The 14,973-nt window shown below is 43.5% G+C and carries 16 protein-coding genes; 7 read left to right on the top strand and 9 right to left on the bottom strand.

What is annotated here, in order from left to right:
- Nucleotides 1-76: 76 nt before the first annotated feature.
- Genes ACLD71_RS17825 through nagB form a run of 3 tightly spaced genes read right to left on the bottom strand, consistent with a single transcriptional unit; the run spans nt 77 to nt 3,262 of the window.
- Entirely contained in the window at nt 77-1,306 is a 1,230-nt protein-coding gene (locus ACLD71_RS17825) for an ROK family protein (protein ID WP_411991536.1), read from the bottom strand.
- Nucleotides 1,307-1,317: 11 nt separating this feature from the next.
- Nucleotides 1,318-2,454 carry an N-acetylglucosamine-6-phosphate deacetylase gene (gene nagA, locus ACLD71_RS17820; protein ID WP_235836253.1) on the bottom strand — a complete coding sequence of 379 codons (1,137 nt, stop codon included), beginning with the start codon at nt 2,452-2,454 and terminating at the stop codon, nt 1,318-1,320.
- A 10-nt stretch (nt 2,455-2,464) separates the two neighbouring features.
- Nucleotides 2,465-3,262, bottom strand: coding sequence for a glucosamine-6-phosphate deaminase (gene nagB / locus ACLD71_RS17815; protein WP_137674698.1), 798 nt, complete (start codon nt 3,260-3,262; stop codon nt 2,465-2,467).
- 286 nt (nt 3,263-3,548) lie between these two features.
- Here nagB and nagE point away from each other — a divergent pair, with 286 nt between their 5' ends.
- Nucleotides 3,549-4,991, top strand: a complete 1,443-nt coding sequence (nagE, locus tag ACLD71_RS17810; RefSeq protein WP_411991535.1) for an N-acetylglucosamine-specific PTS transporter subunit IIBC — start codon at nt 3,549-3,551, stop codon at nt 4,989-4,991.
- 99 nt (nt 4,992-5,090) lie between these two features.
- On the opposite strand, the gene ACLD71_RS17805 is transcribed toward nagE, so the two are convergent.
- The gene (locus ACLD71_RS17805) at nt 5,091-5,561 is read right to left on the bottom strand and encodes a CreA family protein (RefSeq protein ID WP_411991534.1); all 471 of its coding nucleotides are present in this window, start codon (nt 5,559-5,561) and stop codon (nt 5,091-5,093) included.
- Nucleotides 5,562-5,749: 188 nt separating this feature from the next.
- Here ACLD71_RS17805 and ACLD71_RS17800 point away from each other — a divergent pair, with 188 nt between their 5' ends.
- The 3 genes from ACLD71_RS17800 (at nt 5,750) to ACLD71_RS17790 (ending at nt 7,746) form a co-directional block, all read left to right on the top strand.
- Nucleotides 5,750-6,142 carry a cupin domain-containing protein gene (locus ACLD71_RS17800; RefSeq protein WP_411991533.1) on the top strand — a complete coding sequence of 131 codons (393 nt, stop codon included), beginning with the start codon at nt 5,750-5,752 and terminating at the stop codon, nt 6,140-6,142.
- A gap of 137 nt (nt 6,143-6,279) precedes the next feature.
- Nucleotides 6,280-7,104 (top strand): helix-turn-helix transcriptional regulator, encoded by an 825-nt coding sequence (locus ACLD71_RS17795; protein ID WP_411991532.1) that lies wholly within the window; start codon nt 6,280-6,282, stop codon nt 7,102-7,104.
- Between the two features lie 84 nt (nt 7,105-7,188).
- Nucleotides 7,189-7,746: a YbhB/YbcL family Raf kinase inhibitor-like protein gene (locus tag ACLD71_RS17790; RefSeq protein WP_411991531.1), complete on the top strand. Its 558-nt coding sequence runs from the start codon at nt 7,189-7,191 to the stop codon at nt 7,744-7,746.
- A 68-nt stretch (nt 7,747-7,814) separates the two neighbouring features.
- On the opposite strand, the gene sigZ is transcribed toward ACLD71_RS17790, so the two are convergent.
- Both sigZ and ACLD71_RS17780 read right to left on the bottom strand, forming a co-directional pair.
- Complete coding sequence (gene sigZ, locus ACLD71_RS17785; protein WP_411991530.1) at nt 7,815-8,357, bottom strand: RNA polymerase sigma factor SigZ; 543 nt, start codon at nt 8,355-8,357, stop codon at nt 7,815-7,817.
- Between the two features lie 98 nt (nt 8,358-8,455).
- Nucleotides 8,456-9,151, bottom strand: coding sequence for a glutathione S-transferase family protein (locus ACLD71_RS17780; RefSeq protein ID WP_411991529.1), 696 nt, complete (start codon nt 9,149-9,151; stop codon nt 8,456-8,458).
- A 143-nt stretch (nt 9,152-9,294) separates the two neighbouring features.
- Here ACLD71_RS17780 and ACLD71_RS17775 point away from each other — a divergent pair, with 143 nt between their 5' ends.
- Both ACLD71_RS17775 and ACLD71_RS17770 read left to right on the top strand, forming a co-directional pair.
- The gene (locus ACLD71_RS17775) at nt 9,295-10,314 is read left to right on the top strand and encodes a hypothetical protein (RefSeq protein WP_411991528.1); all 1,020 of its coding nucleotides are present in this window, start codon (nt 9,295-9,297) and stop codon (nt 10,312-10,314) included.
- Between the two features lie 345 nt (nt 10,315-10,659).
- The gene (locus tag ACLD71_RS17770; RefSeq protein WP_411991527.1) at nt 10,660-10,947 is read left to right on the top strand and encodes a PEP-CTERM sorting domain-containing protein; all 288 of its coding nucleotides are present in this window, start codon (nt 10,660-10,662) and stop codon (nt 10,945-10,947) included.
- Nucleotides 10,948-11,021: 74 nt separating this feature from the next.
- Here ACLD71_RS17770 and rhtB read toward each other — a convergent pair whose 3' ends face one another.
- The 3 genes from rhtB to ACLD71_RS17755 all read right to left on the bottom strand — a co-directional run bounded on the left by rhtB (nt 11,022) and on the right by ACLD71_RS17755 (nt 13,185).
- On the bottom strand, nt 11,022-11,639 hold the full coding sequence (rhtB, locus tag ACLD71_RS17765; RefSeq protein WP_303515653.1) for a homoserine/homoserine lactone efflux protein: 618 nt from the start codon (nt 11,637-11,639) through the stop codon (nt 11,022-11,024).
- Between the two features lie 76 nt (nt 11,640-11,715).
- Nucleotides 11,716-12,915, bottom strand: a complete 1,200-nt coding sequence (locus ACLD71_RS17760; RefSeq protein ID WP_411991526.1) for an NnrS family protein — start codon at nt 12,913-12,915, stop codon at nt 11,716-11,718.
- Nucleotides 12,916-13,185, bottom strand: coding sequence for a hypothetical protein (locus ACLD71_RS17755; RefSeq protein WP_137674710.1), 270 nt, complete (start codon nt 13,183-13,185; stop codon nt 12,916-12,918).
- A 193-nt stretch (nt 13,186-13,378) separates the two neighbouring features.
- Between ACLD71_RS17755 and norR the strand changes: the two genes are divergently transcribed.
- Entirely contained in the window at nt 13,379-14,950 is a 1,572-nt protein-coding gene (gene norR, locus ACLD71_RS17750; RefSeq protein ID WP_137674711.1) for a nitric oxide reductase transcriptional regulator NorR, read from the top strand.
- Nucleotides 14,951-14,973 lie beyond the last annotated feature (23 nt).

Raw genomic sequence — 14,973 nt, 5'->3', positions numbered from 1 at the left:
AAAGCACAAAAAGTTAATCTAAACCTAGTGCTTAACGCGGTGTATTACGCTTATTTTTTAAAACCTTAGCCTTAACTTACTGTTCGATTTGTTGCGCTTTTTCGTTAATTAAGCGAATTAGCAAGCTCCCATTGAGTAAGGCGCGTTTTACTAAGGCTAATCCGCCCATGGTTGGGTTGTTTTGAAAGTGTGCCGCTTCTATCGGTAAGCCTTCAGCAAACGAGCTTAGTGCTTGATGTTCAATACACTGTTTAATGGTGGGTAATAAGATATTTTGTGCCGCCATTATTTCTCCCGCTAGAATGATTTTTTGCGGGTGAAATAAGTTAATAGTAATGGCGATGCTATTGCCGAGCATTTTACCTACACGATGCAATACTTGGTGGCACAACATGTCACCTTGGTTGGCTGCTGCGCAGACATCTTCAATGCTAAAGTCACCCTGTAAAATAGACGGGCAACCTTGGCTAATCAGGGTTTTTAATCGCTCTACAATCGCGGTATTGGAAACAATGGTTTCTAGGCAACCTACATTGCCACATTGGCATTTGTCGCCCAAAGGATCGACCTGAATATGACCTATTTCACCCACATCTCGATTCTGGCTCATAAATACTTGGCCATTCACGATAATGCCGGCACCTGTGCCGCTGTGCACACTAATCAAAATGGAATCGAGCACATCCTTAGTTGCACCAAAGTAATGCTCAGCTAGTGCCATCGCACGGGTATCGTTTCCTACATAAGCTGGCAATGAGAATCGTGCTTCTATTAGGCTGGCTAGCGGGCAATCTCGTAACTGGTAGTGAGGAGTGTATACCACTGTGCCTTCGCCTGGATTCACCAAACCAGACAAGGTAACCGCAACCGCAATGAGGTTTTGTGAAGCTTCAAGGTGCTGCTGAATAAAGCTATCGATATTGTTGAGCAGGGTGTTGACTAGGGCGTCTTGTTCCACCTCTGGTACATCAAGATTGCTGTGAGCATGAGATATTCCGCTTAAATCAAACAGCGAAATGTCCATGGTCCCACGGCCTAATCGCACCGAAATAAAGTAGTAATGGCTTTGCTCGGTCATTAAGGAAATAGCCCGGCGTCCTCCGGTAGAGGCCTGTTGGGCAACTTCTTTAATTAAACCGGTAGCTAATAGCTGGCGGGTGATTTTGGTCACGCTAGCAGGTGCCAATTGGCTTTGTTCTGCTACTTTTACGCGAGAGATCGGACCTAATTGGTCAATCATCCCATACACCGCTGCGGTGTTTACCTGTTTAACTTTATCTACGTTTACGATTAATTTGTCATTCATGCTTTGCTTGCTTAAAACTGAGTAAGTTGGCCGTCGCTAATACAGAGCGTGACATTAAAATCTTGGTCGAAGGCAGTTAAGTTGGCAGTGTAACCTGCTTTAATTCGACCAAAGTCCTTGTCTCTATTGATGGCGGTTGCTGGGTACAAAGAGGCCATTCTTAGGCTGTCGCGCATAGATAAACCTACTGATTGTACGCAGTTTTTTACTGCTTGAATCATGGTTAAAGCAGAGCCGCCGAGTGTACCATCATCACCAAAGCAAATCCCATCCTGTACTGTGATCTTTCGCCCAACAAAATCAAAGCTAGTGATATCGGCACCTGCAGCAGCGGTGGCGTCGGTCACTAAACACAGTTTGTGGCGTAATAATCGTTTAGCTATTCTCACATTGGCATCGTCTACATGATGGCCATCGACAATGATCCCAGCAAATAGGTTGTGATCAAAGATCGCGCCTACCACACCTGGCTCACGCCCGGTCATTGGACTCATGGCATTAAACAGGTGGGTTGCAAAACCAGCGCCCGCATTAATGGCTTCGCTAGCTTGTTGGTAATTGGCATTGGTGTGGCCAAGAGACACTAAAATACCCGCTTCTTTAAGCGCGGCTATAGTACTTAGCTCAACATGCTCTGGTGCCAGAGTGACCTTTTTAATGGCATCGCTGTTGTCTAACAAAAAACGCAAACGTTGTTGGTTTAGTTGTCTAATCAGTGCTTCGCTGTGAATGCCTTTTTTATCTACGCTAAGGTAGGGGCCTTCTAGGTGTAATCCTAGGTTAACTGAGCCATGGCTGCGTTGGTGAGCTCGTGATACCTCAACGGCTTGCTGCATCTCTTCGTCATCGGTAGTGATGAGGGTTGGCATGAAGTTAGTGGTGCCGCTTTTAATATTAGACTGATGCATAATCTCTAAATTGCGGGTACTAAAGTCGCCATTTAGCATCACACCGCCACAACCGTTTAGTTGCAGATCTACAAACCCTGCACTTAGCACTGAACCATTTAGGTCAATGCTTCTTATTTGTGGCGATACTTGCTGGTTAGGAACCACCGATGTGATGTGGCCATTTTCAATCAGTACTGAATAGCCGTTTAACAATTCACTACCATCAAAAACCAGGGCATTGGTAAGGGCGTATATCATTCTGTTGTTCCTAAATGTTCTTTATATTGTTGGCTTCAAGCTCTTGAAAGTAGCGTACTGTTTTTACTTTCAATTCCATGGTTGAAGGTTCGTCGCATACTATCATTCCTTTGGGATGTAGTTGTAGCGCAGAAATGGTCCATAAATGATTTACACTGCCTTCTACCGCTGCCTGTAGGGCCTGCGCTTTGTTATGTCCGGTCACTAATATTAAAATCTCTTCCGCATCAAGAAGGGTGCCTACGCCAACCGTAAGTGCTAAACGCGGTACTTCATCAATGTTGTTGAAGAAGCGCGAATTAACCATGCGCGTATCTTCGGTAAGGGTTTTTACTCGTGTGCGCGACGCCAATGAAGAGGCGGGTTCGTTAAATGCGATGTGACCATCTACACCAACACCACCCATAAACAAGTTTATTTTTCCATAATGCCTAATTTTGGCTTCGTAATTGGCGCACTCTGCTTCCAAATCTTCGGCATTGCCGTCAAGTAAATTAATGTTTTCTGGCTTGATGTCTATATGTGAGAAGAAGTTGTTGTGCATAAAGCTGTAGTAGCTTTCAGGGTGGTCACTTGGAATTCCAACATATTCATCCATGTTAAAAGTAACCACATGCTCAAAGCTCACCATGCCTTGTTTGTGCAGCTCTATAAGATGTTTATAGGTGGTTAGGGGAGTCCCGCCGGTAGGGCACCCCAATACAAAGGGTTTGTCTTCGCTAGGATTAAACGACTTAATTTTCTCTGCGATATAAAGTGCAGACCAGCGTCCTACTTGTTCTTTGTCGAGTAAAGGTATGAGTCTCATCGGTATTCTCCACGTAATTTTAAATTAGCTTAGCAGTTTAATTTTTGTCGCGAAATAAGATTTGAATAAAATGTGACAAAAAGCGACATAAAAGCATTTTATGAATGCTTTGATCACATTTTTGGAAGGCTTTATTTGCGAAGGAAATTTAATTATTTACACTGCAAATTAAGTTCTTGGTGGAACATTAAACGAAACACGCTGTGAATTTGAACACCAAGGTCGAGTTGGCAGATGCCGCTGATAAATTTGAATTTGGTTAATAATAGCCATAAAGAGGGACACTATGTTTAGCTATTTACAGAAGATTGGTCGCGCCTTAATGGTACCGGTAGCGGTACTACCCGCAGCCGCTATTTTAATGGGCATAGGTTACTGGATTGACCCAAACGGCTGGGGTGGCAATAGTGCACTGGCGGCTTTTTTAATTAAGTCTGGTGCGGCCATTATCGACAACATGTCGGTACTGTTTGCCATTGGTATTGCCTACGGCATGTCTCGCGATAAAGACGGTGCCGCGGCATTAGCTGGCTTTGTTGGCTACATGGTGGTTACTACTTTGCTGTCGCCGGGTGCGGTAGAGCAAATTGGTTTAGTGGTACTAAACGATTCTAGCACCTTGGCATTTTCAAAAATTGAAAACCAGTTTGTAGGTATTATTAGTGGGATTATGGCGGCTGAGTTATACAACCGCTTCTACCAAGTAGAATTGCATAAAGCCTTATCGTTTTTTAGTGGTAAGCGTTTAGTGCCTATTCTTACGTCGGTGGCCGGTATCGGTGTTGCCTTTGTATTAATGTACTTGTGGCCAATTATTTTTGGTGGCTTGGTTCACTTTGGCGAAAGCATCACTGGCTTAGGGTCGGTTGGCGCCGGTATCTATGGTTTCTTCAACCGCTTACTTATTCCTGTCGGTTTGCACCACGCACTCAATGCTGTGTTCTGGTTTGATATGGCTGGAATTAACGACCTTGGTAAGTTTTTGAGTGTATCGGCTGACGCCGTACCGGGTGAAACAGGGCGTTACATGGCGGGTTTCTTCCCTGTGATGATGTTTGGTTTACCTGGCGCAGCCTTGGCTATTTACCACACCGCTAAAGCAGAAAACAAATCTAAAGTTGCCTCAATCATGATTGCTGCAGCAACGGCGTCTTTCTTTACTGGTGTTACCGAGCCTTTAGAGTTCGCCTTCATGTTTGTAGCGCCTGTGCTGTATGTAGTTCATGCCTTACTCACCGGTATTTCAGTATTTATTGCGGCGTCTATGCAGTGGATGGCAGGCTTTGGCTTTAGTGCTGGTTTGGTTGATATGGTGTTGTCGTCTCGTAACCCATTAGCCACTAATTGGTACATGCTTATCCCTCAAGGTTTAGTGTTCTTTGCGGTTTACTACTTCGTGTTTAAAACCATGATTCTTAAAATGAACCTTAAAACACCTGGTCGTGAAGACGCTGACGAGGGTGAAGAAACCTTAAGTGTTGGCGGCAGCCATGCAGAAACTGCTGGTTTAGTATTAACAATGTTAGGTGGAACAGACAACGTAGTACTTGTAGACAACTGTGCTACACGCCTTCGCTTAGAAGTAAAAGACAGCGATCGTGTTGATGTAAGCGGGCTTAAAAAACATGTACCTGGTGTAATTGTGCCAAGTAAAACGGCAATACAGGTAGTGATTGGTCCACACGTGGAATTTGTAGCCAACGAGCTAAAAATTCTCGCCGCCAAGTAGGATATTAAAGAAAGAATAACGCTCTGTAACTGTCGTTATAACTGTACTGTTTGGCCCTCTGGAGAGGGCCTTTTTTATATCTGTTATTTGTTTAACAACTTATTGAGTCGCTTCTATCTGCGAGCTGTAAGCTTGAGTCCCCCACAGAGGTACCGTAGACAAACTATGTTTGTAACTGCCCGAGGTTTCTTTAGTGGAATAAGATAAATACATTAAGGTTTGTGATTCAGCATCGTAAATTCGGCGTATTTTAAGTGACTTAAATAGTATGCTTTTCGACTTTTTAAACACCACTTCTCCCGATTTCGATTTATCGATGCTAGTAATCATAGCCGACGTAATTTCACCCGTTTGGCGACAAGAAATAGACATATCACTGGGGTCAGCAAAATCTAAATCCGCTTCTACATTGGCAATATGACAAGTTACTCCGCTAACAATGGGATCTTTAAGCACGCTAATTTTAATATCTTTAGTGGTTAGTAAGCCTAGAGAGACATCGGCAACTTCATTGTTATCACAAGCAACCAACAGGCTACTGGCAAGGAGCAGGGCGAGGGCATTTTTCATTATAAGTTTCTCTAAATAAGTGACTAATTGTTTAGGTCTTTGGTCTACGCTACTGGTCTTAAAGGTAATTATCAATTAGCGTGAGTAAATTAATTCTAAACTTTAATTCGGTTCTTGCTAACGTATGGCGCGTAGTGGTTTAACAGCTAAGTGGTTTAACAGCTAAGTGGTGTTAAGAGGAAAGTAGAATGAGCAAAGCAACGGTTATTGCCTTAAACCAACAGTTCGAGCATTTGCAGTTTGTGGGTAACCACACACCAGATTCTAGCGAGGCTGAATTAGCGGGAGCGTTTAGTGAACTGTGCCACTACCGAAACGGTGCAATTTATATTGGGCATTATGCGGGTAGTAGCGAGTGGGAACGGCACAGCCAAGGTGACGAGATTGTGCAGGTGATTGAAGGGGCAACCAATCTGATTTTATTAACGAAAGACGGTGAAACAAGCTTAAGCCTTAGTGCCGGTGAATTAATGGGTGTACCGCAAAATACATGGCATCGCTTTGAAACACCAAAAGGAGTGAAGGTAATGACCGTAACGCCGCAACCCACGGATCACCAAGTTGATAAGCCACGCTTTTAACGGGTAATTTTTAACGGCAAGCTTATAACCGTAAGCAGTAATAAGCGCACTTTAAGCACTTGCTACTAGGTCGTTTTAATCGAAACAGCGCAAATAAGCCTGCTAGCAAACACTTATTAACATTAAATGAATGAGACATGGAAAAGTTACTGGTTAGTATTCAAAAAGCAGTGAGCCAATTGGACGTAAAGGAATTGCCATTTTCAGTTTACTCTTCGGTTCACGAGCAAATGTTGCTTAATGTACCCATCTCGAAACCCTTGTTAATTGTGGTAATCAATGGCAATAAACAACTGGGCGAAAATGCTTCAATAGCATGTCCTAGTGACCACTTCATTTTTTTAAGTGACAGCCCCGCCATCAATATGCGAAACATTCCTAAGGGTAACTCTTATTTTGCATTATTGATTGAGTTTGATTACCAAGACTTTAGCGATTTACACAGCAACGTTGCAGCGGCTAGCAAGGTAAAGCCAGATTATTTTGTGGCTAAAACCAACGCTGTTTTAAAGCAGTGTTTACAGCAATTTGTAGAATGCAGCTTGTGGGCGCCTAAAGAGCTTCAAACCTCAAGAAAGAGAGAAATACTACGCTTGCTTTATTCGCTTGGGCATCGGCAAATCACCATGATGATGGGCAAGCCTAAAGTTAGCCATCGCTTGCATGAGCTATTTCGCGACAAGCACTTCAATGACTTATCAATCGCAACTATCTGCGAGCACCTTGCGATGAGCGAATCTACCTTACGCCGAAAGCTAAACGCAGAAGGAACCAGCGTACAAGAAGTGAAAGACCGAGCGCGGCTGGGGCTTGGCTTACATTTGTTGCAAACGAGTGATGAACCCATTGGCTTAATTGCTGAGAAATGCGGTTATCATTCCCCCTCGCGATTTACCGACCGCTTTAAAAGCCACTTTGGTTTAACCTCTTCCGAGCTAAGAAAAACCAGAATGACCGAATAAGGCGAATACTTGGGGGTTTTAGGGCTAATTACGCCTAAGCGTGCGCGCTAGCATAGTGACTCGTTGATTAAACAAGGATCTATCATGCGTTTGTTACCTATTTGCTGTATTACTTTTTCACTACTTGGCACTTTACCCGCAGTAGCTAACACCTTCACCTTAACCAGTACAGATATTGCTCAAGGTGAAACGATGAATATGCAACAAGAGTTCACGGGTTTTGGCTGCTCCGGCGCTAATGTTTCGCCACAACTTAGCTGGCTTAATCCTCCGGCTGGTACTAAAAGCTTTGCCATTACGGTATACGACCCGGATGCACCTACTGGCAGCGGTTGGTGGCATTGGCAAGTGGTAAATATCCCTGCAACCATAAACGCTCTCGCCTCCGATGCGGGGAATGTCGAAGGGCAAAATTTGCCTATGGGTAGTGAAATGGTGGGTAATGATTATGGCTACAAAGGCTTTGGCGGCGCTTGCCCGCCACAAAGGCATGGTGTTCATCACTACCAATTTACCGTACATGCGTTGTCGGTAGAGAAGCTTGATTTACCGCAAGATGCATCTGGTGCGTTGGCAGGGTATATGATCAATGCCAATACCATTGCATCGAGTACCCTAGAAGCTTTATATAAACGCGACTAATACCAATTAGCGGCTAGTGTGGTAAACCTTGGCGCAATAGCTTGGGTTTATTGCATTAGCTAACGCTTTTAGCAGCTTTTACAGCCTGGTTTCTTGGGATCAAATTCTACCAATCGGCCCTCTGCATCTATCGAAAACTGACAGCAAGATTGAAACAGTTGTAATACTTTCTCACGGCTTTTTTGTACGCGCGATTTTAATGTTGAATATTTAATCTGGTGTTGTGCTGCGTAGTCTTTCTGGCCCATGCCTTCTAGTTCAATACTCACCAACATGTCTGCCTCGTCACTGGGTAAGGCATGAATAAAAGGCGAGATACAGCTAGCCAGTTGTTGGTGCACACTTTCATCCGCCTCGGTATACCAAAGCTCATTGTTTTCAAGCTTATCGGCTTGGCCGCGCTGGCGGTAAAAATCAATAATACTGCGATTGGCAACTTGAAATAACCACGATTTTACCTTGCTATGATCTTGTAGCTGGCTAAAGTTTTGATAGGTTTTAATTAAGATTTCTTGCAGAAGGTCGTCCACATCGGCAGGGTTAGAAACATTAGCGTGTAAAAACGCTTTTAGGCTTTGTCGATATTGGTGCCACACCTGCTCAATCTTCATAAATTTGCTCTGCCGTTTATAGAAATCACTAAACCCTCAGCATGAAGTATACAAACTGAGGGTTGTTTTCTTAAGTGTAATTACACTTGCTAACTAGACTAACCGCAGCAAGAGCTTGTGCCACATGCCACTTTCTCTTCAGCTTCATTACCACCCAAATAGGTATTGGTAAGGTAGAAGTCAGTGAACAAGGCTTCAAAATCGTCTGAAACAGTTTTCTCAGCAAGGCCAGTGGCTAATACATTGTTTTGCCAAGCTTGCGCTTTAGGTAGGCCACATAAAAAGTCGAAGCCAGTATGTTGCTTAACAATGTTAGCGCGATGTAATAGTGGTAACCATGCAATATCTACATTGCTTAACTGGTTAGACTTAAAAAACATCGTCGTGCCAGATAGCTGCGTTTCTACTTTTTCAAAGGCTTTAAACAGCTTTTCAGTACGCTCTTCAAAGGTGGCTTTATCTTTACTGCTCATGGTGCCGCACTGGGCTAAATAATGCTTAGAGCCTAAGTAGCTCCATGCTCTGTCCATGGCGCGCTGTTCGTTAGTTACGTTTGCTTCTATTGGGCCAAATTCATCTTCGATGTATTCGATAATCGCGTCAGACTCAAACAAAGCAGTGTTGTTTTCGGTAATCAATACCGGCACTTGGCCATTTGGCGACATGTCTAAAAACCACTGAGGTTTGTCTTTTAAACTAATGTATTCAATCTCGTAAGGAATCTTTTTAGTTTCTAAAGCGGCGGTTACGCGTTGAACAAATGGGCAAATTTTAAAGCTAACAATCTTAATCATGATGGTCTCATTGTATTAGTGAATTACCTATAAGACGAACCAGATAAGAAAAAGACGAATTTTTTTTCACTCTTTTAGCACTTAGTAACTTTTCTCGTTAATATGTGACTGCTAAATAGAATTAAATTAAGGAAAGCTAAGTAGTGAAAAGGATTTTAGTTGCGGTGTTAGTGGCTGTTATGACGGGATGTGGGGGAGGTTCCTCGGATTCTGGGAACGCGAGCGGTGGTGGTAATAGTAATCAAGTATTGGCAGATGAGTATTTAGGGGCATGGAAATCTACTAATGGGATATTCGTTTCAATCGGGAAGTCGGCGATAACTGCCTATGGAGATGCTGGAACAGGCTGTTATGAGCCAGTAATCTCGGCATACTCTTCTGTTACTAATAATAGTTTTACAACTATCGTGGATGGTAAGAGCTCAGTGACCAATGTATCGCTTCACGGCTCAGGTCAATTGATAGTTCAAGAAGAAGATTTACTTCTTTTTTTTAACAAGCTAAACCTAGTTCCAAATCTAACTGGTTGTGATCAAGGTGAAGTGGTTCTGAATGTTGAGTTAGCAGAATTACCTTCAACGTTTAAAGTAAACCGTGAGTCGCAGAGTATGTATCAAACAGAAATCATATATGATTTTATTTTTGATCTTGATGAAACTGGTACTCGTTCTTCAGGTGACCTTCGTATATCGGCGAGCCATAACAAAGAAAATGAGATTGAATCGTTTATAAGCATTAACGAGCTTAATGTTAAAATTGGGGTTCCTCAATACATGCCAGGACCGCCACCAGAAGAAAACCTTGGGCTTTACGATTTGGTGTATATCTCGCAAACAGGGACTATTACAAGCAATGGAAATACTTTTTCTATAACTATTGATAAAAGCGCAAACCCGTTGCTGTCTTTAATACAACCTGAGACTCCTGTGTCTGTAATAAGCTATTTGTCTTACCCTTCACCGGAAAACGATAATGTTTGGAGTGGAGCAAATGACGGTCCTTGGAATTGGTCAAGTGAACGCCATGAGGACTCTTTTCCAACTGAAGAACTAAGCTATAAACCAATTAGTTGGCTAAATAGTCAAACTGACGCTGAAGGTGACCAATCAGGTGAAAGTCAATGGATAGATATTAAGTCCACAAATATAAGTATCACTAACTAATCTAAGCTAGGAGCAGTTAAGCTCCTTTTTAGTTCACCGTACTTTTTAGCTTGCCTATAAACCCTTTCCTTAATCAGTCTTTTGCTTTAACACGGAGCGGCGAAAATGGATTTTGCGCCTCAGTTTTAAAGGAAGATGTATGATGAAGAAAATGAAGTACGCTTTGCTTGCTATTGTAGGAGTTTTTAACATGTCGCAGCAGGGTATTTTTTGTATACCGATAGAGCGGCATTTAAAGATACAGTGGGCAGTGAACTAGCTTTTGATGGTTTAACGACCCGGATCAATTAGGCGATGATGTAATGCTTGGTCGTGAGGTTTACCGCAATAGTATTAGTTTGGTCTGTGGCTGAATCTAGTATCTTTACCGCTGCTTTTCCCTATGACGTGTTTGCGATTGGTTTCGATGTAAATGAACTCAATTCAAGTAGCTTGAGATACCTTGACACTGCTTTTACATCTTTCTCGATAACTGGTTCTGGCTCCAGCTCTGGTTATAGTTCGTCGGTTTACGGTTTTGACGCCTTGGCTTACACCGCAGCTTTACCCACACCAGCTTCATTACCTTTAATGTCATTAGGCTTATTTGGCGTTGCTTTGCTACGTCGCCGCAAGAGTATATCGTTGGTCTAAAGTAAGGCTATTAATCGAATAAATAAAAAGACGCCTCGAGACGTCTTTTTTGATCTACTTAGCTAACAATTTAATTAGCGCTCTACACGTGCTAGTGCTACACCCATCATAATAAACAGCGAACCAAATATGCGATTTTGTAGCGCCATAAACTTAGCTTTACCTAGCCAAGGTTTAGCTGCGCTAGCTAAGGTGGCGTAACTAAACATGACTGCACAATCGATCAGCACTACGGTGAAACCTAATATTAAGTACTGGCTAGAAAGGTCACTGTTCGGGCTTATAAACTGTGGCAAAAATGCCGCGAGGAAGATGATAGATTTTGGGTTCATTAGGTTAACAATGAAGCCTTGTTTAACTAACTGAGAGCTGCTTTTTTTTGCTTGTGGCTCGGTGCTAAAGGTTTGGCTTTTCTCAAAAAACTTAGTAATGCCCAAGTAGAGTAGGTAGGCGGCACCTAGATACTTAATGATGGTGAATGCCAGTGCTGAAGACGCCAGCAGGGCACCTAAACCAACAGATACAATAAGCACATGGCCTATTAGTGCTAGCTGCAAACCCGCAATATTTTTACAGGCTTGTTTGAAGCCGCCGCTTAAAGAGTGGCTAATGGTAGCCACTGCGCCCGCGCCGGGCGATAAACTAAATACAATGCAAGCGGCAACAAACGTAAGCCAAACGCTAAACAACATTGGTAATTCCTTGGTATTGCTAGGTGATTAAGGCAATATCGCAGAATTACCCTGAGTTCGTCTAGCCTTTGTTACCTTAGCTTTGTCTTTTACTGCTTAAAATGGGTACGTACACCACCAAAAACAGCACGCTGGCGCTAATCCAAAGCCCTGCGCTTATGTTCCAAGCTTGAAGTGGGTCTGTAATCGCCATAAATGTTCTAATTAAGGTAGCGGCCACCAAGAGTAAAAACGCCAGCGTAATCACCGGTTTTATCACTAATGTTCTGCCTGTGTGGCCTAAAGATACACGGCTCATCATGGCGAAGATCATTAACCCTATGGCGCCAATGGTAATGAGGTGAAGGGCATTACTAAAAGTAAGTTGCGGTAAGTCGTAACTGGCGCCGAGTAATATTAAGCCTAGTGCCATGAGTAGGTAGGATAAGTGCAATGACCATAACAAAGGCACTTTTACCGTTTTTATCGAGCGCCAGTAAGCTAGGCGCAGCAAATGCAGCAGACCTAAAGCCATCAGGGCTATTGGCACTATGCCAAAGGTAGCGGTGAAGTAGTCGCTAATAAATACAAGCACCGTGGCAATAGCAAATGGGCCTACTAGTTGGTTTATCCAAGCTGGGCATTCAATGGCCTCAGTTTTTGCGCCGCGCACCGTGAAGAAAGGAATAACTCTGCCGCCTACTAAGGCCATCATTATGGTGAATAGCAATACCATAGTGCGGCTTAAATGTAAGGCGAGGGCGCTGTTGCCGTTTAAATCGGCAATTAACATACCGAGGTTGATTAAGGTCATTACGCTGAGTAAAGCGATGAATATGTAATTGCGGCGGTTTTGCGCTTTAAAGACTAACTTACTGTAAATCACAACAACACTTAGCCACCAAAGACCTTGCAGTGCAGTAGCGGCTATTGCGCTGTTGGCGTCGTTTATATAAAACCCAATACGAGCCAAACACCACAGCAATACTAAGCCTGCTAATGCCTTGCCCTTAATACTGGGCTGGCCAGTCCAGGTTTGTACGGCGGTTAAAATAAACCCCACCGCTACCGTTGTGCCAAAGCCAATTAGCATTTCATGAGCGTGCCACACATGTGGGCTTAAGCCTTGGCTACCTATTAACATATTGCCATTAAGCAGCAGGATCCATAAACCAATACTAATAGCAGAGCTTAAAGTAGCCAGTAAAAAGAACGGCCTAAAGGCGAGCTCTAAAATAGCTTGCTGATGCCAATGTTGGGCTTGGTCTGTGGCGTTCGGCTCACCAATTTTAATCACTTATAATACCTCTTGGCCTAGTTCGTTTAATCCTACACAGCGTAGCACGTAACCTACTTTTAAAATGCCAGCAAAAACAATGGTAGAGATGTGTGCTGTAATTTGCATGGGAATAGAAAAGCTTTGTGCTAAGGGGTAGGAGATAACAATGGATGAAATGATAATGCTGAGTGAAAGCAACATTAGCCAGTTACCGCCTACTACGCAGCGCATGTATTGTTTTGCTGTTTGGGTGTAAGTGGAGCTTACTAGTAATGGGAATACGGTCATTGTGCTTTCCTCTTTGAAGTAGTGGCGAACTTTAGGTTCTTCACCGTTGTTTTAGAAATAGCAAACGCTGTGCCAAACGCTCAAAGCCAGGTTTAATGGCGTTTAACGGGATGATTTTTGTTGGAGGTGTCAATATGACTTCTTGATAAAAAGTGTCAATTAGACTACTTTGAATTTAAATGACGGAGGTGATATGTCAGACATTTCTTCAAAGGCACTGATTGAACTGGCTTTAGATTTAGCCCAAAGCCTTAGTACTAAAGATCGCTTTGATCGTTTATTAGACACGGTACGCAAAACCATTAGTTGTGACGCGGTGGCTCTTTTAGCTTTACGCGGCGAAGTACTTAGCCCCTTAACTTTGCAAGGTTTGAGCCGCGATACTTTGGGCCGGCGTTTTGTTTTATCGGAGCATCCTCGCTTTCAGCAAATATGCAGCTCCAATACGCCGGTACGTTTCCCTGCCGATAGCAATTTGCCCGACCCCTACGATGGTTTGTTAATTGATCGTGAAGGTGATTTACCAGTGCATGCGTGTATGGGCTTGCCTTTGTATTTCGATCATAAACTGATTGGCGTGCTTACTTTAGATAGCTTTACACCCAAGGTATTTGACGATATTCCAAGTCGCACATTAGAAGTTATTTCGGCGATGGCGGCAGCCAGTTTAAATACTGCGCTCACCTTAGATTTGTTAGAGCAGCAAGCACATCATTCACAGCAAGTATTAGAAGAATTAAACCAAGCAGCCTGGCAAACCGCCAGTGAAGAACTGATTGGCGAAAGCCCAGAGATGCAGCGCTTAAAACAAGAGATAGCTTTAGTCGCGCCGTCTGATTTTACTATCTTAATTCAAGGTGAAACAGGGGTGGGTAAAGAGCTGGTTGCGCGTTCTCTTCACATGCAGTCGGGTCGGTTTAAAGCACCTATTGTTCACGTTAACTGTGCGGCATTGCCCGAGAATTTAATTGAAAGCGAGTTGTTTGGCCATGTAAAAGGCGCATTTACCGGCGCGGATAAAACCAGAGCCGGTAAGTTTAGCGTGGCAGACGGCGGCACTATTTTTTTAGATGAGATTGGCGAGTTACCTTTAGCGGCGCAAAGTAAATTGCTAAGGGTACTGCAAAATAAAGAGATTCAAGCGCTAGGCCAAGACAAGATCCAAACAGTAGATGTACGAGTGATTGCCGCCACCAATCGAGATTTAGCCGAGGAAGTAGAGCAAGGGCGTTTTAGAGCAGATTTGTATCATCGCTTAACGGTGTATCCAGTTACGGTACCTGCTTTGCGTTTACGCGCAGGTGATGTACAGCTACTAGCGGGTTACTTTGTAGAAGTACTTAAACGTAAATTAGGAATTGGCCAGTTAAAACTGCAAGCCGATTTGGTGAGTTATCTTAATCAATATGATTGGCCCGGCAATGTGCGGGAATTAGAGCACCTTATTAGCCGCGCAGCTTTAAAAGCAAGGTCTCGCCAGCAACGCCAAGAAATAGTGCGCATAAGCATAGACGATTGCGGCGAGTTAGCACCTAGTGAATATGTTGCGGCGGAACCCGTTGCCGTGAGCCACGCATTAACGAGCCAAGGGCTAAGCCTGCGTGAAGCTACAGACAACTATCAGCGTGACATTATTGCAAATACTCTTGAAAAGCATGGTGGCAGTTGGGCAGCGGCAGCGCGTGAGTTATCGACCGACAGAGCCAACTTAAACCGCTTAGCGAAACGTTTAGGCTTAACTGTGAGCAAAGTGATTAGCCGTTAATCTTTAATATGGTGTGTTGCGTA

The organism is Agarivorans sp. DSG3-1, from assembly GCF_046774965.1.
Taxonomy (GTDB): Bacteria; Pseudomonadota; Gammaproteobacteria; order Enterobacterales; family Celerinatantimonadaceae; genus Agarivorans.
This window is presented reverse-complemented; position numbering and strand designations above follow the sequence as displayed.